Source organism: Paracoccus sp. MKU1 (genome assembly GCF_001447385.1).
In the GTDB taxonomy this organism is placed as follows: Bacteria; Pseudomonadota; Alphaproteobacteria; order Rhodobacterales; family Rhodobacteraceae; genus Paracoccus.
In genome coordinates this window covers 16,081-38,326 of sequence record NZ_LLWQ01000125.1, presented here as the reverse complement: position 1 = coordinate 38,326, position 22,246 = coordinate 16,081, and the positions used below count along the sequence as shown (strand labels likewise).

Genomic DNA, 22,246 nt, shown 5'->3' with positions numbered 1-22,246 from the left:
CGGCTCGGACATCCGGCGGGATGCCGCATTCGCTTGTCGCAGACCACCGGCGGTAGCGGCCGGGCCGGGGGCTTGCGCAAGCCCTGTCGCTCGGGGTCATTTCAGGAGCAACGAATTTGAGCATCCGATCGGAAACGGACAAAGGGTCAGAGCGCCGCACAACCGTGCCGCGCCTGCCCCTGCTGATTCTCGCGCTGCTTGCCGCGGCCCTGCCGGCCCTGGCCCAGCCTCCCCTGCGGGTGGAGTTCGTGCGGGTCGAGCGCACCGAGCTGACCTTTGACGCCGCCCTGACCGGAGCCATCCAGGCCAAGGACAGCGTCGATATCGGCTTCCGCCTGGGCGGACGCGTCACCGAAGTCTTGGTGCGCGAGGGCGACCGCGTCACCCAGGGACAGGCGCTGGCCCGGACCGATCCGCTGCAACAGGAGCAGGCGCTGCGCGTGGCCCAGGCGGCAGTCGCCTCGGCCGAGGCGGCAGAGGCCCAGGCCCGCCAGGCGCTTGAGCGCGCCGATGCGATGCTGAACCGCGGCGTCGGCACGCGCGCTGCCCTTGACGCGGCAAGCCAGGCCCTGTCGGCTGCCAGCGGCGGACTGGCGCAGGCGCGCTCGGCCCTGGGCCAGGCCCAGCGTGCGCTGGAGGATACGGTGATCCGCGCACCCAGCAATGCCATTGTCACCGCGCGCCGGGCCGAGCCTGGGCAAATCGTCGGGGCGGCGCAGGCGGTGATCTCGCTGGCTTCGGCGACGGGGCGCGAAGCCGTGTTCCAGACCCCGGACACGCCGCTGCTGCGCGATGCGATCGGCGCGCCGGTGACGCTGACGGGGATCGACTTTCCCGATCTTCACATGACCGCGCATGTCACGGAAATCGCACCTTTGGTCGATCCCGCCACCGGCTCGGTCACGGTGCGGGCCGAGATCGACAACGCCCCGCCGACTGCCAGCCTGCTGGGCGCGGCGGTGCGGGGGGCGGTGCATTTCCCTGCCGGAAGCGGCATCGCCGTGCCTTGGACGGCACTGACCTCGGTGGATGGCCAGCCGGCCGTCTGGCGGGTGGACAGCGACAACCGCGTCTCGCTGGCGCCGGTCCAGATCGAGCGGTTCGCCAATGGCACGGTGATCCTCGGCGCCGGGATCGAACCCGGGCAGACCGTGGTCGGGGCCGGGTCGCAAATGCTCTATCCCGGCCGCCAGGTCACGAACGCATCCCCAGCGGCGAGGCAGGAATGATGCGCAAGTCCCTGATCCCCGCACTGCTGTTCCTGATCGCACTCGCCGGCGGCGCGGCCGGCTTCAGCCTGCCCTGGCAGAAGCCGAAGGCCGAAACCGCCGCCACCCCCCGCCCGGTGGTCAGCATCCTTGTCAGCGACACGCAGGCTGCCGGCCACACCATCCCCGGCGTGATCGCCGCCCGGATCGAGGTTTCCCTGGGTTTCCAGACCCTTGGCCGGGTGACGGCGCGCAATGTCGATATCGGCGACGTCGTCCGCCAAGGCGAGGTGCTGGCCACGCTCAATCCAGACGATCTGCAAGGCGATGTCCGCGCCGCCCAGGCCGCGGTCGAGGCGGCGCAGGTGGAATTGCGCACCGCCCAGGCCACGGCCGAGCGCACCCGGGCGCTGGCCCGGCGCAACGTCGCCTCGACCGCGCAGCTGGAGCAGGCCGAGCGCGCGCTGGCCGCGGCCCAGGCCGCCGAGCAACAGGCGCAGTCCGAACTGGTCCGCGCCCGCGACGCCGAGGGCTTCGCCGAAATGCGCGCGCCCTTCGACGGGGTGATCAGCGCGGTTTTCGTCAATGCCGGCGCCGTGGTCAGCGCCGGAGAGCCGGTGCTGCGGCTTTCCACCCAGGACGGCATAGAAGCGGTGATCGACCTGCCCGACATCGTGCTGTCACGCGTCAGGCAGGGCGACCCCTACGAAGTCTGGACGGAAAACGACCCCGGGCGCATCCTGCCGGCGACGGTCTCGCAGATCGAGCCGGTGGCGGATGCCGCAACCCGGACGCGGCGCATCCATCTTGCGCTTGGCGACGATGCCGATCTGCGTCTGGGGGCGCTGGTGCGGGCCCGCCCCGCCGGCGCCGCCGCCGCGCGGCTGGTCCTGCCCCGGGCCGCCATCCTCGAGCGCGACGGCGCCGAATACGTCTGGGTGGTCAGCCGCGACGGCGACCAGGGCACCGTCTCCCGGCGCCGGATCGAGACCCTGGGCCCGCCGATCGCCGGGCGCCTCACCATCGCCTCGGGCCTGACCCCGGGCGAGGAGGTGGTGATCCGCGGCATCCATTCCCTGACCGAGGGCCAATCCGTGGGACGCAGCGTGACACCATGACCAATCGCGGCTTCAACCTGTCCGACTGGGCGCTGCATCACCGCTCGCTGGTGTGGTTCCTGCTGATCGTCTCGATGGTGGCGGGCACGCTCAGCTATCTGCGCCTCGGCCGCGAGGAGGATCCGAATTTCACCATCAAGATCATGGTGATCAGCGCCTCGCTGCCCGGCGCCACCATCGAGGACACGCTGGACCAGGTCACGACCCGGATCGAGACCAGGCTCGAGGAGCTGGACGAGCTGAAATTCACCCGCTCGGTCACCATGCCGGGCCAGTCGGTGGTCTATCTGGAGCTGGACCCGACGATCCGCGGCCCGCAGGTGCCCGAGGTCTGGAAGCGCGTGCGCAACATGATGTCGGACATCCGCCCGGAATTTCCGCAGGAGTTCCAGGGCTTCCAGTTCAACGACGATTTCGGCGACGTGTTCGGCAACATCTACGCCTTCACCTCGGACGGCTTTACCCAGCGCGAGCTGCGCGACCGGGTCGAGGACATCCGCAAGCAGGTGCAGGCGCTGCCCATGGCGGGCAAGACCGCGCTCCTGGGGGTGCGGAAGGAACAGATCTATCTGGAATTCTCGACCGCACGGCTGGCCTCGCTGGGCCTGAACCACAACCAGGTGGTGCAGACGCTGGCGCTGCAAAACGCGATCTCGCCCTCGGGGATCGTGCAGGCCGGGCCCGAGCAGGTGCTGGTGCGCGTCGGCGGGCAGTTCGACGACGCGGCCTCGATCGCCGCGGTGAACCTGCGGGTCGGCGACCGTTTCTTCAACATCGGCGACGTGGCCACCGTCACCCGCGGCTACGAGGACCCGCCGAGCGCGCTGTTCCGCTATAACGGCAAGGAGGCGGTCGGCCTTCAGATCGGCATGCGCGAGGGCGGCAACATCCTGGAATTCGGCCAGGAGGTCGATGCGCTGATGGCCGAGGTGGCGCGCGGTCTGCCCATCGGCATCGAGATGGCCAAGTTCGCCGACCAGCCGCATGTGGTGGACGAGGCCGTCGGCCATTTCGTCCAGGCCCTGGCCGAGGCGGTGGCCATCGTGCTGCTGGTCAGCTTCGTCAGCCTGGGCCTGCGCGCCGGCTTCGTGGTGACGCTGACCATCCCCCTGGTGCTGGCGATCACCTTCGTCGTGCTGGACATCTATGGAATCACGCTGCAACGCATCTCGCTCGGGGCGCTGATCATCGCGCTGGGGCTGCTGGTCGACGACGCGATGATCGCCATCGAGACGATGATCTCGCGGCTGGAGGTCGGCGACAGCCTGGAACGCGCCGCCAGCCATGCCTGGAGCTCCATCGCCTTCCCGATGCTGACCGGCACGCTGGTGACGGTGGCGGGCTTCATCCCCATCGGGTTGAACAGTTCCGCGGCGGGCGAGTTCACCTTTTCGCTGTTCGTGGTGATCGCCGTCTCGCTGATCGTCAGCTGGATCGTCGCCGTGCTGTTCGCGCCGCTGCTGGGCGTCACCATGCTGCCTGCGACCATGGCGCATAAATCCGAACGGCCAAGCTGGCTGCGCCGGCAGTTCCATGGCCTGCTGCTGTGGGGCATGCGCCACAAATGGCTGACCATCGCCATCACCCTGGCGGTCTTTGCCGTTTCGGTGCTGGGCATGCGCTTCGTCGAGCAGCAGTTCTTCCCGACCTCGGACCGGACCGAGATCATCGTGGACGTGACCGAGCGCGCCAATGCCTCGATCGCCAAGACCGATACGGACATGGCCAGGATCGAGGCGATGCTGGCCGAGGAACGGGACGCGCTATTCTGGACCACCTATGTCGGGCGCGGCGCGCCGCGCTTCATCCTGTCGATGGATGTGCCCACGCCCGGCCCCTATATGGGCCAGATCGTGATCCAGACCCCCGATCTGGCGGCGCGCGACCGGCTCAAGGCGCGGCTGGTCGAATTCGCCGGGCGCGAGCTGATCGGCACCGACATCTATGTCAAGAACCTGGAAATCGGGCCGCCGGTCGGCAAGCCGGTGCAATACCGCGTCTCGTCGCCCGATCTGGACCAGGCGCGCGACGCGGCACGCGACCTTGCCGCGGTGCTGGCGACCGAGCCGCGGCTGCGCGACATCGCGCTGGACTGGAACGAGCCGGCCCGCGTGGTGCGGTTGCAGGTGAACCAGGACCAGGCCCGCCGGCTGGGCCTGACCAACGAGGATATCTCGGGGGCGCTGTCGGGCACCTTCAACGGCCGCACCATCACCCAGCTGCGCGACGGGATCTTCCTGATCGACGTCATCGCCCGCGGCTCGCAGGCGGATCGCGAATCGCTGGAATCGATCCAGAACCTGCAACTGGCGACGCCGACCGGCACACCGATCCCGCTCGCCTCGCTGGCCAAGCTGGAATACGACACCGAGCAACCGCTGATCATGCAGCGCGACGGCTTGCCGACGGTGACGATCAAGGCCGACATCGCCAGCAAGGACCAGCCCGCTACGCTGGTCGAGGCGCTGGCCGAAAAGGTCGCGCGCTTCCAGGCCGGATTGCCGCCAGGGGTCAAGGTCGTCGTCGGCGGCACGGTCGAGACATCGGCCGAAAGCCAGGAGCCGATCGCGGCGGTGGTGCCGATCATGCTGCTGATCATGGCGGCGCTGGTGATGATGCAGATGCAGGGTTTCCGGCTGTCCTTCATCGTCTTTGCCGCCGCACCGCTGGGGCTGATCGGCGTGGTCGCAGCACTGTTGCCCTTTGGCGTGCCGATGGGCTTCGTGGCCATTCTCGGCATCCTGGCGCTGATCGGCATCCTGATCCGCAACTCTGTCATCCTGGTGCATGAGATCCAGGTCCTGATCGCCAAGGGCCATGCGAAATGGGACGCGGTGTTCGAGGCATCGGACAGCCGCGCCCGCCCGATCCTGCTGACGGCGGCGGCGGCCAGCCTGGCGCTGATCCCGATCTCGCGCCAGGTGTTCTGGGGGCCGATGGCCTTCGCCATGATGGGCGGCATCATCGCCGGCACGCTGGTAACGCTGATCTTCGTCCCGGCGCTTTACTGTGCCGTCTTCGCGGTCCGTCCGCCCGAGGGCGATCCCATGCCCAGCCCCGAGGACCGCGCCCGCGCCGCCGCGCAGGAATAAGGCTGCAAGGACGAAGGGCGGCCCGCCGCGCCGCTGGCGATGCCGCTTATGGCCCTGGCCGCGCTCAGCCCTCGGGATCGGCGGCGATCTCGGCGGCGAAGGCGGCGCCGAAACGGTCGAGCCGCGCCGCGTCCAGATAGCGCGACAGGTCGCGCGGCCGGTCCTCGGCGATGCGGCGCAGGGCGGAATTGCCGACCGAAAGCGGCTTTTCCGTGCCGTCCTCGCCGCGCAGCAGCCGGGCCTGCGCCTCGGCCAGCCGGTCGAACAGATCGCCCGAGGCCCGGCCGGCCAGCGCCCGGCGCGCGGGATGCATCGGCGCCACCTCGCCGGCGATGACGCGCAGGAAGTCCTCGCCATAGCTTTCCAGCTTCTTGGCGCCGACGCCGTTCACGCGGGCCATCTCGTCCAGCGTGCGGGGGCGGCTCTGCGCCATCTCGATCAGCGTGCGGTCCGGAAAGATGACATAGGCCGGCACCCGCGCCGCCTCGGCCAGCGCGCGGCGCTTGGCCTTGAGCGCGGAAAGCAGCGGCGCATCCTCTTCATCGACCTGAGTGCGGATCACCACGGCGGGACGCGCCCGGGTCATGGCGTCGCGGCGCAGCGTGATACGTTCCTCGCCGCGCAGCACGGGATGGGCGGCGGCGGTGATGGCAAGGCCGCCGTGACGCTCGGGATCGGGGCGGATCAGGTCGCGGCCCAGCATCTGCCGGATCACCGCCTGCCATTGCGGCTTCGACAGGTCGCGCCCGCAGCCGAAGGTCGGCAGCCGGTCATGGCCGCGGCCCCGGATGCGGTCGGTCATGGTGCCGGTCAGCACGTCGATGACATGGCCGGCGCCATAGGTCTGGCCGGTGCGCAGCACCGCCGACAGCACCTTCTGCGCCGCCTCGGTCGCGTCGAAGCATTCGGGCGGGTTGTCGCAGATGTCGCAATTCCCGCAGGGCGCGGCCTCTTCGCCGAAATAGCGCAAAAGCGCCACGCGGCGGCAGGCGGTCGCCTCGGCCAGGCCCAGCAGCGCGTTCAGCCGGGCATGGTCGGCGGCCTTGCGCTCGGGCGGGGCCAGCCCCTCGTCGATCTGGCCGCGGCGCAGGCGGATGTCGTCGGGACCGTAAAGCGTCAGCGTCTCGGCCGGGGCGCCGTCGCGGCCGCCGCGGCCGATCTCCTGGTAATAGGCCTCGATGGATTTCGGCAGGTCGGCATGGGCGACCCAGCGGATATCGGGCTTGTCGATGCCCATGCCGAAGGCGACGGTCGCGACCACGATCAGCCCGTCCTCGCGCTGGAACCGCGCCTCGACCTCGCGGCGGGCCTCGGCCTCCATGCCGCCGTGATAGGCGACGGCGGCAAGCTCGGCCTCGTTCAGGGCACCGGCCAGCGTCTCGGTCTTGGCGCGGGTACCGCAATAGACGATGCCCGACTGGCCGCGGCGCGCGGCGGCGAAGTCGAGGATCTGCCGGCGCGGCCCGTCCTTGGGCTGGAAGGCCAGGTGGATGTTCGGCCGGTCGAAGCCGCGCAGGAAGATCTGCGGCTGCGCCTCGTCGAACAGGCGCTTGACGATCTCGTCGCGCGTTTCCGCATCGGCGGTGGCGGTAAAGGCGGCCAGCGGCACGGAAAGCGCCCGGCGCAGCTCACCCACGCGCAGGTAATCGGGTCGGAAGTCATGGCCCCATTGGCTGACGCAATGCGCCTCGTCCACCGCGATCGCCTGCACGCCCGCGCGGCGCAGCATTGGGATGGTCGCGCCCGAAGCCAGCCGCTCGGGCGCCATGTAGAGCAACCGCAGCTCGCGCGCGGCCAGCGCCCGCAGAACTTCTGTGTTTTCCTCGTCCGAATTGCCGCTGGTCAGCGCCGCGGCGGCGACGCCCGCCTCGGTCAGCGCCCGCACCTGGTCGCGCATCAGGGCGATCAGCGGCGAGATCACCACCGTCAGCCCGTCCCGCATCAGCGCCGGAAGCTGGTAGCATAGCGACTTGCCACCGCCGGTCGGCATGATCGCCAGCACGTCGCGGCCAGCAGCCACGGCATCGACGATCTCCTCCTGCCCCGGCCGGAAGGCGTCGAAGCCGAAGACCTGCCGCAGAAGGGGCGCCGCCGACATGGCTAGAAGCCGTAGAAGAAGCCGGCGTTATTGGCGAGCGCGCGTTGCAGGATGATGATGATGATGAATACCACCAGCGGCGCCAGATCCAGCCCGCCGGTATTCGGCAGGATGGACCGCACCGGCGCATAGATCGGCTCCAGCAGGCGGTTCAGCCCGCTCCAGACCTGCCAGATCAGCGGCTGGCGCAGGTTCAGCACCTGGAAGTTGATCAGCCATGACATGATGATATGGGCGATCATCACGAACCAGACCACATCGAGTATCAGCATCAAGGCTTCGTAGAGGGTGCCCATTCCATTCCCTTCCGGCTGTTCCGTGGACAGGTAAGGCAGGCATCCGCGTTGCGCAAGCAGCAAGCACGGCCGCAGCGTTCCGATTGACGCCCCGGCGGACCGCCGCTAGCCCGCTCCGGTGCCCAAGGCAGGAGAAGCCGCCCATGTATCCCATCTTCCGCTTTGCCAAGGAGGTGCTGAAGTTCCGCAGCAGTCCCCGGATCGGGGTGCTGGACGCGCATGTCTCGACCCATCGCTGCTGGCCCTGGGACCTGGATCCCTGGATCGAGCTGAACAACGGCCGCACCCTGACGCTTTACGACCTCGGGCGGCTGCCGATGGCGGTCCGCACCGGGATCGTCGACACCATGCGCCGGAACGGCTGGGGCATCACCGTGGCGGGGAACACGGTGCGCTATCGCCGCCGGATCAGGGCCTTCAACCGCTTCACCATGGTCTCGCGCACCCTAGGCTGGGACGCACGCTTTCTTTACATGGAGCAAAGCATGTGGCGGGCGGGCGAGTGCTGCAACCACATGCTGCTGCGCGGCGCCATCACCTCGGCCCAGGGCATCGTCGCACCGGCGCGGTTGATGCAGGCGGCCGGGCGCGATCCGGTCAGCCCCGAACTGCCGGGCTGGGTGCAATCCTGGATCGCCGCGGATGCCGAGCGTCCCTGGCCGCCGGTGCTGCCGCCGATCCTGCCGGGCGAGCGGAATCCGGACTTGCCAGCCTGAACCGGCTGGGGCCTTATGCGCGCGGGCTGCGGGACGGGCACAGCCCGGGGGCAAGAGGGACGCGGCATGGAACGCAAACGCATCTGGGGCTGGTGGTTCTTCGACTGGGCCAGCCAGCCCTTTGCGACGCTGCTGATGACCTTCATCTTCCCGGTCTATTACGCCGAGGTCGCCCGCCAGCACTATACCGCGCAGGGCATGACGCCCGAGGCGGCGGGCGCCGCGGCCCAGTCGCTCTGGGGCTACGGGCTGGGCATCTGCGGGATCATCATCGCGGTCCTGGCCCCGGTGCTGGGCGCCATCGCCGACAATACCGGGCGGCGGCTGGTCTGGGTCTGGGTGTTCTCGGCCTTCTACATGGCGGGGTCCTGGGGCCTGTGGTTCCTGATGCCGGACCAGCCGAACCTGCATCTGGCCATCGTCAGCTTCGGCATCGGGCTGATCGGCATGGAATTCGCCACCATCTTCACCAATGCCCTGCTGCCCGGGCTGGCGCCGCATGACGAGATCGGCCGCGTCTCGGGCTCGGGCTTCGCCTTCGGCTATCTCGGCGGCGTCATCGCGCTGGCCGCGGTGCTGCTGCTTCTGGCCGAGAACGCCCAGACCGGCCGCACCATGCTGGGCATCGCGCCGGTGCTGGGCCTTGATCCGGCGCTGCGTGAGGGCACGCGGGCCGTGGGGCCGTTCACGGCGCTGTGGTATCTGGCCTTCATGATCCCCTTCGCGCTTTGGGTGCCCGAGACGCCGGGGCCGCGCCGGCCGCTGCATCTGGGCGCGGCCATGGCGGAACTGGGCCGGCTGCTCGCCAGCCTGCGGCACCGGCATTCGCTGGCGGCCTGGCTGGCCTCGTCCATGTTCTCGCGCGATGCGCTGAACGCGCTTTACGCCTTCGGCGGGGTCTATGCCGGCACGGTGCTGGGCTGGCCGGTGTTCCTGGCCGGGGTCTTCGGCGTGGTCAGCGCCGTCTCGGCCGCCGTCATCAGCTGGATCGGCGGCCGCGCCGACCGGCGCTGGGGGCCGAAACCGGTGATCGTCGCCTGCACGCTGGTCCTGATCGTCGTCTGCATCCTCGTCACCGGCATGAGCCGCCAGCAGGTCCTGGGCCTGCCGCTGGCCGAGGGCTCGCGTCTGCCCGATGCGCTGTTCTTCCTTTGCGGCGCGCTGATCGGCGGCGCGGGGGGCGCGCTGCAATCGGCCAGCCGCACCATGATGGTGCGCCACACCACGCCGGAACGGGCCACCGAGGCCTTCGGCCTCTACGCGCTGTCGGGCAAGGCGACGGCTTTCCTCGCGCCCTTGCTGATCGCCACGGTGACGGATGTGACCGGAAACCAACGGCTCGGCATCTCTCCGCTCATCGTGATGTTCCTTCTGGCGCTGGTTCTGCTAATTTGGGTCAAAGCAAAAGGAGAGGCCGCGCAGTGATCCGCAAATTCCTGACCGCCGCCGTGCTGGCGCTGACCGGGCTTGGCCTGGTCCAGCCCGCGGCAGCCGACCCGCTGGCCCGCAGCGTCTTCGGCGCCGCACCCGGCCCGACCGGGGGCGCCCCGGTCTCGATCGGGTTCTATTCCAAGGGCTGCGTCTCGGGCGCCGTGCAACTGCCGGAATCCGGCCCGACCTGGCAGGCGATGCGCCTGTCGCGGAACCGCAACTGGGGCCATCCCGAACTGGTCAGCTTCCTGATCGGCCTGTCGCAGGCCGCGCGCCAGGTCGGCTGGCAGGGGCTCTATATCGGCGACATGGGCCAGCCGCGCGGCGGGCCGATGACCTCGGGCCATGCCAGCCACCAGTCGGGGCTCGACGCCGACATCTGGATGCTGCCGCCGCAAAGCCTGCGCCTGACCGCGGCGCAGCGCGAGAAGATCTCGTCGCAATCGGTAGTGAACAAGGCCGGCACCGCGCCCTCGGGCCTGTGGAGCGGCGGGCACATGGCGATCATGCGCGCCGCGGCCCGCGACCCGCGGGTCGAGCGTATCTTCGTCGATCCGGTCGCCAAGCTGGCCATGTGCCAGTCCGAGACCGGCGACCGCAGCTACCTGCGCAAGATCCGGCCGCTGGGGGGCCATGACTATCACTTCCACGTCCGAATGGCCTGCCCGGCCGGCTCGGTCTGCCAGCAGCAGGACGCGCCGCCGCCCGGCGACGGTTGCGCCGAGGCGGCGGAATGGATCAAGAACCGCATCGATCCCAGCCGGGTCAAGCCGGTTCCGCCCGACCCGAACTATCGCCACCCCCGCAGCTTCCGGCTGAGCGAGATGCCCCGGCAATGCCAGGTCGTCGCCACCGCCCGCTAGGGCGCGGCGGCCCGGCAGGCGGCGCGGCAGGGCGGCCCCGCCGCCTGCCGGGCCTTGCGCTGGCGCTGCTGCTGCTCTCCGCCTCCTCGGCCTGCGCGGCCGAGCCGGCACCGCAACCCGCGCCCAGGGTGGATTACGTCGCCAGCTATGTCTGGCAGATGAAGGATGACAGCTTCGGCGGCTTCTCGGGCATCGAGATCAGCGCCGACGGCGAGCGTTTCACCGCGCTCTCGGACCGCGCCACCATCCGCTGGGGCAGCGTCGAGCGCGATGCGCAGGGCCGCATCCGCGGGCTGGCACTGGCGGGCCGCGCCCAGCTGCGCGACAGCGCCGGCAAGCCGCTGAAACCCGGCTGGCAGGGCGACAGCGAGGGGCTGGCCATCGCCCCCGACGGCACGATCTGGGTCAGCTTCGAGGGGCTGACCCGCGTCGCCCGCTACGACACGCCCGACAGCCCGGCCAAGCCCCTGCCCCGCCCGCCGGAATTCAAGGCGATGCAGCGCAATTCCTCGCTGGAGGCGCTGGCGATCCTGCCCGACGGCACGCTGCTGACCCTGCCCGAACGGTCGGGCACCCTGACCCGGCCCTTTCCGGTCTGGCGCTGGCGGAACGGCAGATGGGACCAGCCCTTCTCGATCCCGCGTTCGGGCGACTGGCTGGCGGTCGGCGCCGATATCGGCCCGGACGGGCGCTTCTACCTGCTGGAACGCGATTTCAAGGGCCTTCTGGGCTTCCGCGCCCGCATCCGGCGCTTCGACCTGTCGGAAAGCGGCGTCTCGAACGAACGGGTGCTGCTGGAATCGCGGCCGCTGCAATATGACAACCTCGAGGGGATCTCGGTCTGGCATGATGGGCAGGGCATCCGCATCACCATGATTTCAGACGACAATTTCGGATGGCTGCAACGCACGGAACTGGTGGAATACCGGGTGACGGAATGAGCCTTGCCGCCTGCATCGCCGCGCTGGACCGCGCGGTCGAAAGCGCCCTGTCCGAGCGGCGGATCGTCGGCTGCGTGGTGCTGCTGGCCGAGGGGGGCAAGCTGGTCCATGCCCGCGCCGCTGGCCTTGCCGACCGCGAGACCGGCCGGCCCATGCGGCAGGCGACCTGGCTGCGCTATGCCTCGGTCTCGAAGCCCTTCACCACCGTCGCGGCGCTGCGGCTGATGCAGGCGGACCGGCTGTCGCCCGCGGATCCGGTGACGCGCTGGCTGCCGGATTTCACCCCCGCCCTGCCTGACGGCAGCCGCCCCGCGATCACCGTCGATCAGCTGATGTCGCATCTGGCCGGGCTGGATTACGGCTTCAACCAGCCCGAGGACGGCCCCTATGCCCGTGCCGGGGTCTCGGACGGGATCGGCGACAGCGGCATCTCGCTGGCCGAGAACCTGCGCCGCATCGCCTCGGTGCCGCTGGACCGGCCGCCCGGCACGCGCTGGCGCTATTCGGTGGCGACCGACGTGCTGGGCGCGGTGATCGAGGCCGCGGCCGACATGCCGCTGCCCGAGGCCATGGCCCGGCTGGTGACCGATCCGCTGGGCATCGAGGCCGGTTTCCACGCCCCCGAGACCGCCGATCTGGCCGCGAATTACGCCGATGCCCGACCCGAGCCGCAGCGGATGCGCGGCCCGACCCGGGTCAGGAACCCGCTGCAACCCGAGCAGAGCTATGCCTACCTGCCCGAGCGCATCCGCGACCCCTTGGCCTATCCTTCGGGCGGCGGCGGCATGGCGGGCACGGCCGAGGCGGCGCTGGCGCTGCTGGAAACCCTGCGCGCCGGCTCTTTCCTGGGCGAGAACCTGCGCGCCGAGGCGCAGCGCAACCGCATCCGCCAGCGCCACCCGCTGCGCGGTCCCGGCTGGGGCCACGCCTGGGCTGGCGCGGTGGTCATCGATGCCGCGGCGGCCGGCATCGGCCTGCCGCAGGGCAGCCTCAGCTGGGGCGGCATCTACGGCCATAGCTGGATCGTCGACCCGACCCGGTGTCGCAGCCTGGTCGCGCTGACCAATACCGCGGTCGAGGGGATGAACGGCGCCTTTGCGGTGGAAATCGCCGCGGCAGCCACGCTATAGACCCGTGCAAAACCATTGACAGAAGCGCGAGCCAGCCTTATGCGGCCTTGCCCCGGACAAGGGCCGAGTCTCCGCGACCTTGCCAAAACGGAAAACCAGACATGCCCCGTATCCTTCCCGGCGTCATCGCCATGGCCACCATCGTCGTGGCCTCGAATATCCTGGTCCAGCACCTGCTGGGCTCCTGGCTGACCTGGGGGGCACTGACCTATCCGGTCGCCTTTCTGGTGACCGACATCATGAACCGGGTTTATGGCCCGACCGCGGCGCGCAAGGTGGTCTATGCCGGTTTCGTGACCGGCGTGCTCTGCTCGGTCGTCGCCGCCGGGATGGACAAGACCACGCTGCGCATCGCCGTCGCCTCGGGCGCCGCCTTCCTGTCGGCACAGCTGATGGACATCTCGGTCTTCAACCAGTTGCGAAAATACAACTGGTGGCTACCACCCCTGGCGGCAAGCGTCGCCGGTTCGATCATCGACACTGCCGTTTTCTTCAGCATCGCCTTTGCCGCGCAGCTGACGCCGCTCTTCCCGGCGGACGATGTTTCCTGGGCAAATGAACTGGTTCCGCTGCTGGGCCATGGCCCCGTGCAGCCTCTGTGGGTTTCGCTGGCAGTCGCCGACTGTTCGGTGAAGCTTGCGCAGGCAATCCTGGCGCTCGTGCCGTTCCGTATCGTCGTCGGAAATTTGATCCAGCGCCGCGCGCAAATTCATTGACTGTTCATGGTTCTGTGGCAGGCTGAGCCCATACGGCAACTTATTGAAAGGAGGTGGTCCAGTGTCGAGAGTGATATTGGAGAGAGGTGTCGGGACAGTCAGGGGGGCCGTGGCCTGAGGGCAGCCCCAAGGGTCGTAAACCCTGGCTGGGACGGTGGGCACCAACCCTAACCGGACCATCTCCGTGGATCTCGCGAGCCGTTCTCCAGCAGAACGGCTCGTTCCATTTTCCGGCCAAGGCCCCCAAGCGCCGCGCCCGTGGCAAGGGTGCATGGGTATTTGGACAACAGAGAAGTCCAGGTCGCTTCTCTGTTGTCCAAATACCCATAGGAGGGTGCCGTCAAAACCCGGCCCCCGATGCAGGGACCGGGTCGAGCCAAGCTCAGATACGCTCGATGGCCAGCGCGATGCCCTGGCCGCCGCCGATGCACATGGTGATCAGGCCCTTGCTGCCGCCGGTTCGCATCAGCTCATACATGGCCTTGACGGTGACGATGGCACCGGTCGCACCGACCGGGTGACCCAGGGCGATGGCGCCGCCGTTCGGGTTCACCTTGGCAGGATCAAGGCCGAGCCCCTTGTTCACCGCCAGCGCCTGGGCGGCAAAGGCCTCGTTCGATTCGATCACATCGAAATCGCCGGCCCTCAGGCCGGTGCGCTTCAGCAGCGCCTCGACCGCAGGGATCGGGCCGATGCCCATGACCTCGGGGCGCACCCCCGCCACGGCATAGCCAAGCACGCGGAACAGCGGCTTGGCGCCCGCCGCCCGCGCCGCCTCGGCCCGCGCCAGCACCAGCGCCGCCGCGCCGTCGTTGATGCCCGAGGCATTGCCGGCCGTCACCGTGCCGTCCTTCTGGAACACGGCCTTCAGTCCGGCCAGTTTCTCGAGATCGGTGGCTTTCGGATGCTCGTCGGTGTCGAAGGCCACCATGCCCTTGCGGGTCTTGATCTCGATGGGGACGATCTGTTCCTTGAAGCGGCCCTCGGCGATGGCGGCAGCGGCACGTTTCTGGCTTTCCAGCGCGAATTCGTCCTGGGCCTGGCGCGAGATGTCATGTTCGCGCGCGACGTTTTCCGCCGTCACCCCCATATGACCGGTCCCCATCGGGCAGGTCAGCGCGCCGACCATCATGTCGAGCATCTGCACGTCGCCCATTTTGGCGCCGAACCGCGCCGCCGACACGGCATAGGGGGCGCGGCTCATCGATTCGGCACCGCCCGCCACGGCGAAATCGGCATCGCCCAGCATCAGCGCCTGCGTGGCCGAGACGATGGCCTGCGCCCCCGAGCCGCAGAGCCGGTTCACGTTCATCGCCGGCGTGGTGTCCGGCACCCCGGCCTCCAGCATCGCCACGCGCGACAGGTACATGTCGCGCGGCTCGGTGTTCAGCACATGGCCGAAGACCACGCTGCCGATGCGCTCGGCGCCGATGCCGGCGCGCTCGATCGCGGCGCGGGTCACCGTCGCGGCCAGCTGGATCGGCGGCACGCCCGCCAGGCTGCCGCCGATAGTGCCGATGGCCGTGCGAGCCCCCGACAGGATGACGATTTCGTTCTCGGACATGATTCCTCCGGTCATGCTGGAATTTTATTACTCGTAGCCGCAGCGCAGCGACCGGAAAAGACCCGGCCTCTTGCAACGTAGCGGAAACCGGGCAAGATGCGGCCATGACGAACGATCCCCGGCTGAGCCTCCGCCTGCATTTCGATTCCGGCCTGACCTTGGGGCGCGGCAAGGCCGACCTGCTGCAAGGCATTGACGAGGAAGGCTCGATCTCGGCGGCCGGGCGGCGCATGAAGATGAGCTATCGCCGCGCCTGGTCGCTGGTCGAGGAGATGAATGCGCATTTCGATGCCCCCCTGGTGGACAGCAGCCGCGGCGGCGCCAAGGGCGGCGGCGCCCAGCTGACCGAACGGGGCCGGCAAGTGCTGGCCGATTACCGCGCGCTGGAGCAATTGCTGCGCGACCAGGGCGCCGAGCAATTGGCGCGGCTGCGCGCCGGACAGCGATCTGTTTCAACATAAATAACGGTTGCCAGCCACGCCGCCGCTTGGTTATGTCCATTGAACCATAACGAATGGACCAGCCCGATGCGCCTGTCTCTCATTGCCGCCGCCCTGATCGCATTTGCGCCCGCCGCGCAAGCCGACGAGATCACCATTTTTGCCGCCGCCAGCCTCAAGGACGCGCTGGACGAGATCGCCGCCGATTGGCAGAAAAACCACGATGATATGGTGGTGATCTCCTATGCGGGCAGCTCGCAGCTCGCCAAGCAGATCCAGGAGGGCGCACCGGCCGACCTGTTCATCTCGGCCTCGACGGACTGGATGGACGCGGTGCAGGAATCGGGCGATATCGACCCGGCGACGCGCAAGGACCTGCTGGGCAATACGCTGGTGCTCGTCGGCACCGGCACGCCGGCCGAGGCGCCGGTGACCGAACTGCCGGCCCTGCTGGGCGACGGCAAGCTGGCCATGGCGCTGGTCGATTCCGTGCCTGCCGGGCAATACGGAAAACAGGCGCTGACCTCGCTGGGCCTCTGGGAGCACGTGGAAAGCCATGTCGCGCAGGCCGACAACGTCCGCGCCGCGCTGAAGCTGGTCGCGACCGGCGAGGCGCCGCTGGGCATCGTCTATGGCAGCGACGCGGTGGCCGAGCCGGGCGTGGGCGTGGTCGCGACCTTCCCCGCCGACAGCCACGCGCCGATCACCTATCCCGGGGCGGTGACCAAGGCCGCCGACACGCCGCAGGCCGCGGCTTTCCTTGACAGCCTGTCGCAGGAGCCGGCAAAGTCGATCTTTGAATCGCAAGGCTTCACCGTCACGCAATGATCCCGACCGACTGGCTTGGCCCTCAGGAATGGCAGGCCGTGCGCTTGTCCCTGAGGGTGGCCAGCGTCGCCACGCTTGTCAGCCTGCCCTTTGCCATCGCCGTGGCCTGGCTTCTGGCGCGGCGGCGCTTTCCCGGACATGGGCTGGTCAGCGGCATCGTGCATCTGCCGCTGATCCTGCCGCCGGTGGTCACCGGCTATCTGCTGCTGGTCACCTTCGGCACCCAGGGACCGGTAGGCAGCCTGCTGAAACCGCTGGGCATCGTCTTTGCCTTTCGCTGGACCGGCGCGGCACTGGCCTGCGGCATCATGAGCTTTCCGCTGATGGTGCGCGCCATCAGGCTGGGCTTCGAGGCGGTGGACCCCCGGCTCGAGCAGGCCGCCGCGACGCTGGGCGCGCCGCGGGCCTGGATCTTCCTGACGGTGACGCTGCCGCTGATCGTCCCGGCGATCCTGGCCGGGGCAACGCTGGGCTTTGCCAAGGCGATGGGCGAGTTCGGCGCCACCATCACCTTCGTCTCGAACATCCCGGGCCAGACCCAGACGCTGCCCTCGGCCATCTATGCGCTGTTGCAGGTGCCCTCGGGCGATGCGGCGGCGCTGCGGCTGGTGCTGGTCTCGGTGGTGATCGCCATGGCGGCGGTGCTGGTCTCGGAATGGCTGGCGCGGCGCATGGCGGGGCGGCGCTGATGCTGGAGGTTGTCTTTCGCCACCGCTTTCCTGGGCTGGCACTGGACGTCGCGTTCCGGACGCCGGGCGGTGTGACGGCGCTGTTCGGTCCCTCGGGCTGCGGGAAAAGCACGGCGATCAACGCCATCGCCGGGCTGTTGCGGCCCGATCAGGGCCGGATCGCCCTGGACGGGCGGGTGCTGTTCGACGGCCGCACCAACCTGCCGCCGCAGGCCCGGCGCATCGGCTGCGTGTTCCAGGACGCGCGGCTGTTTCCGCATATGACGGTGGCGGCGAACCTGCGCTATCCGTCGCGCTGGCGGCGCGGGGCGGCACGCGATTTCGACCGCATCACCGGGATGCTGGCCCTGGAACCGCTGCTGCATCGCCGCCCCGGCACGCTGTCGGGCGGCGAGCGCCAGCGCGTGGCCATCGGCCGGGCGCTGCTGTCCGACCCGGCGCTCTTGGTGATGGACGAGCCGCTGGCGGCGCTGGACGAGGCGCGCAAGGCCGAGATCATGCCCTGGCTGGAGCGGCTGCGGGACGAGATCCGGCTGCCGATCCTGTATGTCAGCCATTCGGTGCCCGAGGTGCTGCGGCTGGCGACCACGGTGGTGCTGATGCGGCAGGGAAGGGTGATCCATTCCGGCGCGCTGACCGAGATCCTGGCCGATCCCGAACTGGCCCCACAGTTGGGCGCACGCGAGGCCGGGGCCTTGATCCAGGCCCGCGTCGAAGGACGCGAGGCCGACGGCATGGTCCGGGTCGCGACCGCGGGCGGGCCGATGCTGCTGCCGGATCTGGACCCGGCGCCGGGGCAGGTGCTGCGGCTGCGAATCCTGGCGCATGAGGTCATCCTGGCGCGCGAGGCGCCACGCGGCCTCTCGGCGCTGAACGTGCTGCCGGTCACGGTGACGCGGGTCGAGGGCGGGCTGGTGCAGCTGGCGCTGGGACAGGGCCCGCAGCATGAGCGGATGCTTGCGCAAATCACGCCGCGCTCGGTCAAGGCGCTGGAATTGCAGCAGGGAACCGCCTGCCACGCCATCGTGAAATCGGTCTCGGTCCTGCCCAGCTAGGCCAGGTCGAGCCTTTGTCATTTGCGCCCCCCCGCCAGTTTTGCTTATCCTGCCCGTAAAAAACATGAGGGCAGTATGAACAGGTTTCTCAAGCTCGCCATCGTCGGGCTGGTGGCCTCTTGCGGAGGGGGCGGGAACTACAAGGCGCCGCGCAATCTGGACAACGCCTGCGCCATCGCGGCGGAACGGCCCGCCTATATGCGCGCGATGAGGGCGACCGAGCGGCGCTGGGGCGTGCCGATCCATGTCCAGATGGCGACGATCCACCAGGAATCGAAATTCATCGGCAATGCCCGCACACCGCATCAATATGCGCTGGGGCTGATTCCGATCGGGCGGCAAAGCTCGGCCTATGGCTACAGCCAGGCGCTGGACAGCACCTGGGACGATTACCGCAAGCAGACCGGCAATCGTCGCGCCCAGCGCGACAATATCCGCGACGCCACCGATTTCATGGGCTGGTACATGAACGATTCGTCGCGGGTGCTGGGCATTTCCAAATGGGACGCCGCCTCGCAATACCTGGCCTATCACGAGGGACGCTCGGGCTTTTCCAGGGGCTCGCATAATTCGAAGCCCTGGCTGATGAGCGTGGCTGGCAAGGTCCAGGCCCGGTCCGAGGTCTATCGCAGCCAGCTCGCCTCCTGCCGCTGAGCGCGCTCGCCCGCCTAACGGCTGCGGCGGGCGATCTCGTTCTGGATGGCGAAGGCCGAGGCCGGGAACGAAACCCCGGTCTGCATGTCGCCCAGGATCACCGTGGTGCGCTTGCCGGTGTCGTCGGTCACCACCCATTGCCGCAACTGGGTCGGGTTGGCGGTGAACACCATCTGGATATTGCCATATTCCGGATGCTGGGGATCCTGCGCCGTGACGACGGTGGTGTTCTTCTTCTCGGTATAGCCCGTCACCATGCGCGCCCGGCTCAGGTCGATATTCGGCGCCAGGATCAGCGACAGCGGCGTCTTGGACAGCGGATATTGCTGCGGCGCGCCGCGCGTCTTGCCGTCGAACACCGCGACGTTGCCGGCCGAGGCCATGACCAGCGTGCGGTCGCCCTTGTATTCGAAGCGCACCCGCTGCGGGCGATGGATATAGACCACCCCGGTCGAGATCGAGCCGTCGGCATTCACCTGGGTGAAATCCGCCTTGGCGGTCTTGAGGCTGTTGAGATAGCGCGAGATCTCGTTCAGCGGGATCTTCTCGGCCAAAGCGGGAAAGGCCATGGCCAGGCACAGGACGGGCGCGAGGGCGAGCGATTTCAGTTTCATGAGCGGGATGATACCGATCCTTCAGTGACTTGCACATCACGTTCGCTGGATGCGCGCAGGGCCAACGCTGACGGCGGCGTGAGTGTTCCCTAGAGCCGCCGGCCGGTCAGCAGGCGCGGCATCGGCTCCAGGCTCAGCCCCGCCGCCTGCCGCATGAAGCCGCGCCGCAGGGGCGGGATGGCATCGACCAGGCCCATGCCGATCTCGCGCGCGGCGCGCAGCAGCGGATTGGCGTTGGAAAACAGCGCGTTCACCCCGTCCATGCCAAGCGCCAGCGCCGTCGCGTCCGGCCGCCGCCAGTCCTGATAGCGGGCCAGCACCGCGTCGGCGCCGATATCCTCGCCGCGGCGGCGGGCGGCGACCAGCACCTCGGCCAGCGCCGCCACGTCGCGCAGGCCCAGGTTCAGCCCCTGCCCGGCGATGGGATGCACGCCATGCGCCGCATCGCCGACCAGCGCCAGGCGCGGGGCGACGTAGCGCTCGGCCAGCGTCAGGTTCAGCGGATAGGAGAATCGGGGGCCGGCCAGCCGGATCTCGCCCAGGAAATCGCCGAAGCGCGGGCGCAGGACGGCCAGGAACTCCGCATCCGGCAGATCCATGATGGCGCGGGCGCTGGCCTCGGCCTCGGACCAGACGATCGAGCTGCGATTGCCCGGCAGCGGCAGGATCGCCAGCGGCCCGGTGGGCATGAAATACTGATGCGCGGTGCCGTGATGCGGCAATTCGTGATCGACCGCCGCGACCAGCGCGATCTGGCCGTAGTCGTGGCCGATGCGCCGGATCCCGGCCCGCGCCGCCACGCCCGACTGCCGCCCGTCGGCGCCGACCAGCAGCCGGGCGCCGATGCTGCGCCCATCCGACAGGGTGGCGCGGATCGCGGGGCCATCCGGCTCCTGCCCGATGACGGACAGGCCCGGCAGATGCGTGACCCGCCCCTGCATCGCCGCCAGAAGCGCACGATAAAGGAACCGGTCCTCAAGCATGTAGCCGAGACGGCCCTCCTCGATCTCGGCGCCGTCGAAATGCAGGCCGAAGGGGCCGGCCCCCTCGCCCGCCACGCCCTGCGTCGCCGCGACCTTGCGGATCTCCTGCGCGTTCGGAGCCAGTTCGCGCCACAGCCCCAGCGCGGCCAGCAGCCGTTGCGAGGCCAGCGCCAGCGCATAGGCGCGGCCGTCGAAAGCCTCGCCGGCGCGGGCATCGGCGGGGCGGGCGTCGGCCACCGCCACCGACAGGCCCGCATCGGCCAGCGCCAGGGCCAGGGCCGGGCCGTTCAACCCGCCGCCCGCGATCAGGATGTCGAAATCGGTCCTCATGGGACGCAATATGACCTTCGGCCGGGCAATGTCCATGCGTCACGGCCGCCACCAAGCGCATTGCGGGCCCGCCCGGGCCGGGATAGCCTGTGCATTATCTGGTATTTGGATGCTGGTCGGGGAGAAGGCATGGATTGGCTCAAGGCATCGGCGGCGGAACAGGGACGGGCGATCCTGGCCGGGCTCATCAGCCCGGTCGAGCAGGTCGAGGCCTATCTGGACGCCGCGGCCCGCCATCCCTATGGCGACCGCATCTATGCCCGCCTGACCCCCGAACGCGCCCGGGCCGAGGCCATCGCCGCCCATGACCGCGCCCGCGCCGGGCTGCGCCACGGCCTGCTGGACGGGGTGGCGATCAGCTGGAAGGACAATATCGACAGCGCCGGCACCGCGACCGAGGCGGGCTCGCGCCTGCTGGAAGGCCGCGTCCCGACGCGCGATGCCGCGATCCTGGCCGGCGCGACGCTGGACGGGCTGGTCTGCCTGGGCAAGACGCATTTGACCGAGCTGGCCTTTTCCGGTCTGGGCGTGAACCCCAGGACGGCGACGCCGCCGAACAGCATTGACCAGGAACTGGCGCCGGGCGGATCAAGCTCGGGCGCGGCGGTCTCGGTGGCGCTGGGGCTGGCGGCGGCGGCCATCGGCTCGGATACCGGGGGCTCGCTGCGGGTGCCGGCGGCCTGGAACGGGCTTGTCGGCTTCAAGCCCACGCAGGGCGCCGTCAGCGCCGAGGGCATCGTGCCGCTGTGCCGCCGCTTCGACGTGGCGGGCCCCATCGCCCGCACGGTCGAGGATTGCGCCGAGCTTTTCGCCGTGCTGCGCGGCGAGACCGCGCCCGACCTGACCGATGCCAACCCGCGCGGGCTGCGGCTGATGGTGCTGGACGGCCTGCCCTTCGACGAGGCCCGCCAGGAACCCGTCGCCGGTTTCGAGGATGCGGTGAACCGCCTGGCCCGCGCCGGCGCCCGCATCACCCATGCCGCGCCGCCCTGCGTGGCCGAGGCCATGGTTCTGGCGCCGCTGCTGTTCGCCCCCGAGGCCTATGGCATCTGGCGCGAGCAGATCGAGGCGGCGCCCGAGCTGATGTATCCGCCGATCCTGGAACGCTTTCGCGGCGGCCAATTCGTGCTGGCGGCCGATTACGTCGCCGCCTGGGAGGAGATCGCAAGGCTGCGCGCCGACTGGGCGCGGCTGGTCGCCGGCTTCGATGCGGTGATCCTGCCCACGGCGCCGATCCTGCCGCCGCCGGTGGACCGGCTGCTGGCCGAGGAGGAGTTCTTTGCGCGCGAGAACCTGCTGACCTTGCGCAACACCCGCATCGCCAACCTGCTGGGCCTGCCGGCGATCAGCCTGCCGACCGGCCATCCGGCCTGCGGCATCATGCTGATGGGCCGCGCGGGCGGCGACCGCGCCCTGCTGGCGGCAGCCGCCGCGGCCGAGGTCGCCCTGCGCTGACCCGCGGATTTTCCGGGCAAATCCG

General features: G+C 69.4%; 20 protein-coding genes. 15 read left to right on the top strand and 5 right to left on the bottom strand.

Features of this window, described 5'->3' with window-relative positions:
- Positions 1-116 precede the first annotated feature (116 nt).
- Genes AQY21_RS08240 through AQY21_RS08230 form a run of 3 tightly spaced genes read left to right on the top strand, consistent with a single transcriptional unit; the run spans position 117 to position 5,418 of the window.
- Positions 117-1,229, top strand: a complete 1,113-nt coding sequence (locus tag AQY21_RS08240) for an efflux RND transporter periplasmic adaptor subunit (protein WP_238986721.1) — start codon at positions 117-119, stop codon at positions 1,227-1,229.
- Complete coding sequence (locus AQY21_RS08235) at positions 1,226-2,326, top strand: efflux RND transporter periplasmic adaptor subunit (protein ID WP_058097220.1); 1,101 nt, start codon at positions 1,226-1,228, stop codon at positions 2,324-2,326. The genes AQY21_RS08240 and AQY21_RS08235 overlap by 4 nt, the downstream gene beginning before the upstream one ends.
- Complete coding sequence (locus tag AQY21_RS08230; RefSeq protein WP_058097219.1) at positions 2,323-5,418, top strand: efflux RND transporter permease subunit; 3,096 nt, start codon at positions 2,323-2,325, stop codon at positions 5,416-5,418. The genes AQY21_RS08235 and AQY21_RS08230 overlap by 4 nt, the downstream gene beginning before the upstream one ends.
- Positions 5,419-5,482: 64 nt before the next feature.
- Here the strand turns inward: AQY21_RS08230 and recQ are convergent, their stop codons facing one another.
- Positions 5,483-7,516, bottom strand: coding sequence for a DNA helicase RecQ (gene recQ / locus AQY21_RS08225; RefSeq protein WP_058097218.1), 2,034 nt, complete (start codon positions 7,514-7,516; stop codon positions 5,483-5,485).
- Positions 7,517-7,518: 2 nt separating this feature from the next.
- Positions 7,519-7,812 carry a YggT family protein gene (locus AQY21_RS08220; RefSeq protein ID WP_058097217.1) on the bottom strand — a complete coding sequence of 98 codons (294 nt, stop codon included), beginning with the start codon at positions 7,810-7,812 and terminating at the stop codon, positions 7,519-7,521.
- A gap of 143 nt (positions 7,813-7,955) precedes the next feature.
- Here AQY21_RS08220 and AQY21_RS08215 point away from each other — a divergent pair, with 143 nt between their 5' ends.
- The 6 genes from AQY21_RS08215 (at position 7,956) to AQY21_RS08190 (ending at position 13,609) form a co-directional block, all read left to right on the top strand.
- On the top strand, positions 7,956-8,528 hold the full coding sequence (locus tag AQY21_RS08215; protein WP_058097216.1) for an acyl-CoA thioesterase: 573 nt from the start codon (positions 7,956-7,958) through the stop codon (positions 8,526-8,528).
- Positions 8,529-8,594: 66 nt separating this feature from the next.
- Positions 8,595-9,953 (top strand): MFS transporter, encoded by a 1,359-nt coding sequence (locus AQY21_RS08210; protein ID WP_058097215.1) that lies wholly within the window; start codon positions 8,595-8,597, stop codon positions 9,951-9,953.
- Positions 9,950-10,822 carry a penicillin-insensitive murein endopeptidase gene (gene mepA / locus AQY21_RS08205; RefSeq protein WP_058097214.1) on the top strand — a complete coding sequence of 291 codons (873 nt, stop codon included), beginning with the start codon at positions 9,950-9,952 and terminating at the stop codon, positions 10,820-10,822. Before AQY21_RS08210 ends, mepA begins: the two co-directional genes overlap by 4 nt.
- Positions 10,795-11,763 (top strand): esterase-like activity of phytase family protein, encoded by a 969-nt coding sequence (locus AQY21_RS08200; protein ID WP_058097213.1) that lies wholly within the window; start codon positions 10,795-10,797, stop codon positions 11,761-11,763. Before mepA ends, AQY21_RS08200 begins: the two co-directional genes overlap by 28 nt.
- A complete protein-coding gene (locus AQY21_RS08195; protein ID WP_058097212.1) occupies positions 11,760-12,893 on the top strand; it encodes a serine hydrolase in 1,134 nt (377 codons plus the stop codon). The genes AQY21_RS08200 and AQY21_RS08195 overlap by 4 nt, the downstream gene beginning before the upstream one ends.
- Before the next feature lie 101 nt (positions 12,894-12,994).
- Positions 12,995-13,609 carry a VUT family protein gene (locus AQY21_RS08190; protein ID WP_058097211.1) on the top strand — a complete coding sequence of 205 codons (615 nt, stop codon included), beginning with the start codon at positions 12,995-12,997 and terminating at the stop codon, positions 13,607-13,609.
- A 382-nt stretch (positions 13,610-13,991) separates the two neighbouring features.
- On the opposite strand, the gene AQY21_RS08185 is transcribed toward AQY21_RS08190, so the two are convergent.
- Positions 13,992-15,173, bottom strand: a complete 1,182-nt coding sequence (locus AQY21_RS08185) for an acetyl-CoA C-acyltransferase family protein (protein ID WP_058097210.1) — start codon at positions 15,171-15,173, stop codon at positions 13,992-13,994.
- Between the two features lie 104 nt (positions 15,174-15,277).
- Here AQY21_RS08185 and AQY21_RS08180 point away from each other — a divergent pair, with 104 nt between their 5' ends.
- The 5 genes from AQY21_RS08180 to AQY21_RS08160 all read left to right on the top strand — a co-directional run bounded on the left by AQY21_RS08180 (position 15,278) and on the right by AQY21_RS08160 (position 18,839).
- Positions 15,278-15,634 carry a winged helix-turn-helix domain-containing protein gene (locus tag AQY21_RS08180; protein WP_058097209.1) on the top strand — a complete coding sequence of 119 codons (357 nt, stop codon included), beginning with the start codon at positions 15,278-15,280 and terminating at the stop codon, positions 15,632-15,634.
- A 66-nt stretch (positions 15,635-15,700) separates the two neighbouring features.
- Positions 15,701-16,441, top strand: coding sequence for a molybdate ABC transporter substrate-binding protein (modA, locus tag AQY21_RS08175; protein WP_058097208.1), 741 nt, complete (start codon positions 15,701-15,703; stop codon positions 16,439-16,441).
- The gene (gene modB / locus AQY21_RS08170) at positions 16,438-17,130 is read left to right on the top strand and encodes a molybdate ABC transporter permease subunit (RefSeq protein WP_058097207.1); all 693 of its coding nucleotides are present in this window, start codon (positions 16,438-16,440) and stop codon (positions 17,128-17,130) included. The genes modA and modB overlap by 4 nt, the downstream gene beginning before the upstream one ends.
- Positions 17,130-18,185 carry a molybdenum ABC transporter ATP-binding protein gene (gene modC, locus AQY21_RS08165; protein WP_058097258.1) on the top strand — a complete coding sequence of 352 codons (1,056 nt, stop codon included), beginning with the start codon at positions 17,130-17,132 and terminating at the stop codon, positions 18,183-18,185. Before modB ends, modC begins: the two co-directional genes overlap by 1 nt.
- Before the next feature lie 75 nt (positions 18,186-18,260).
- On the top strand, positions 18,261-18,839 hold the full coding sequence (locus AQY21_RS08160; protein WP_058097206.1) for a hypothetical protein: 579 nt from the start codon (positions 18,261-18,263) through the stop codon (positions 18,837-18,839).
- 14 nt (positions 18,840-18,853) lie between these two features.
- Here AQY21_RS08160 and AQY21_RS08155 read toward each other — a convergent pair whose 3' ends face one another.
- Both AQY21_RS08155 and AQY21_RS08150 read right to left on the bottom strand, forming a co-directional pair.
- Positions 18,854-19,453 (bottom strand): outer membrane lipoprotein carrier protein LolA, encoded by a 600-nt coding sequence (locus tag AQY21_RS08155; RefSeq protein WP_058097205.1) that lies wholly within the window; start codon positions 19,451-19,453, stop codon positions 18,854-18,856.
- Positions 19,454-19,542: 89 nt separating this feature from the next.
- The gene (locus tag AQY21_RS08150; RefSeq protein ID WP_152988163.1) at positions 19,543-20,802 is read right to left on the bottom strand and encodes an FAD-dependent monooxygenase; all 1,260 of its coding nucleotides are present in this window, start codon (positions 20,800-20,802) and stop codon (positions 19,543-19,545) included.
- A gap of 93 nt (positions 20,803-20,895) precedes the next feature.
- Between AQY21_RS08150 and AQY21_RS08145 the strand changes: the two genes are divergently transcribed.
- Positions 20,896-22,221 (top strand): amidase, encoded by a 1,326-nt coding sequence (locus tag AQY21_RS08145; protein WP_058097203.1) that lies wholly within the window; start codon positions 20,896-20,898, stop codon positions 22,219-22,221.
- Positions 22,222-22,246 lie beyond the last annotated feature (25 nt).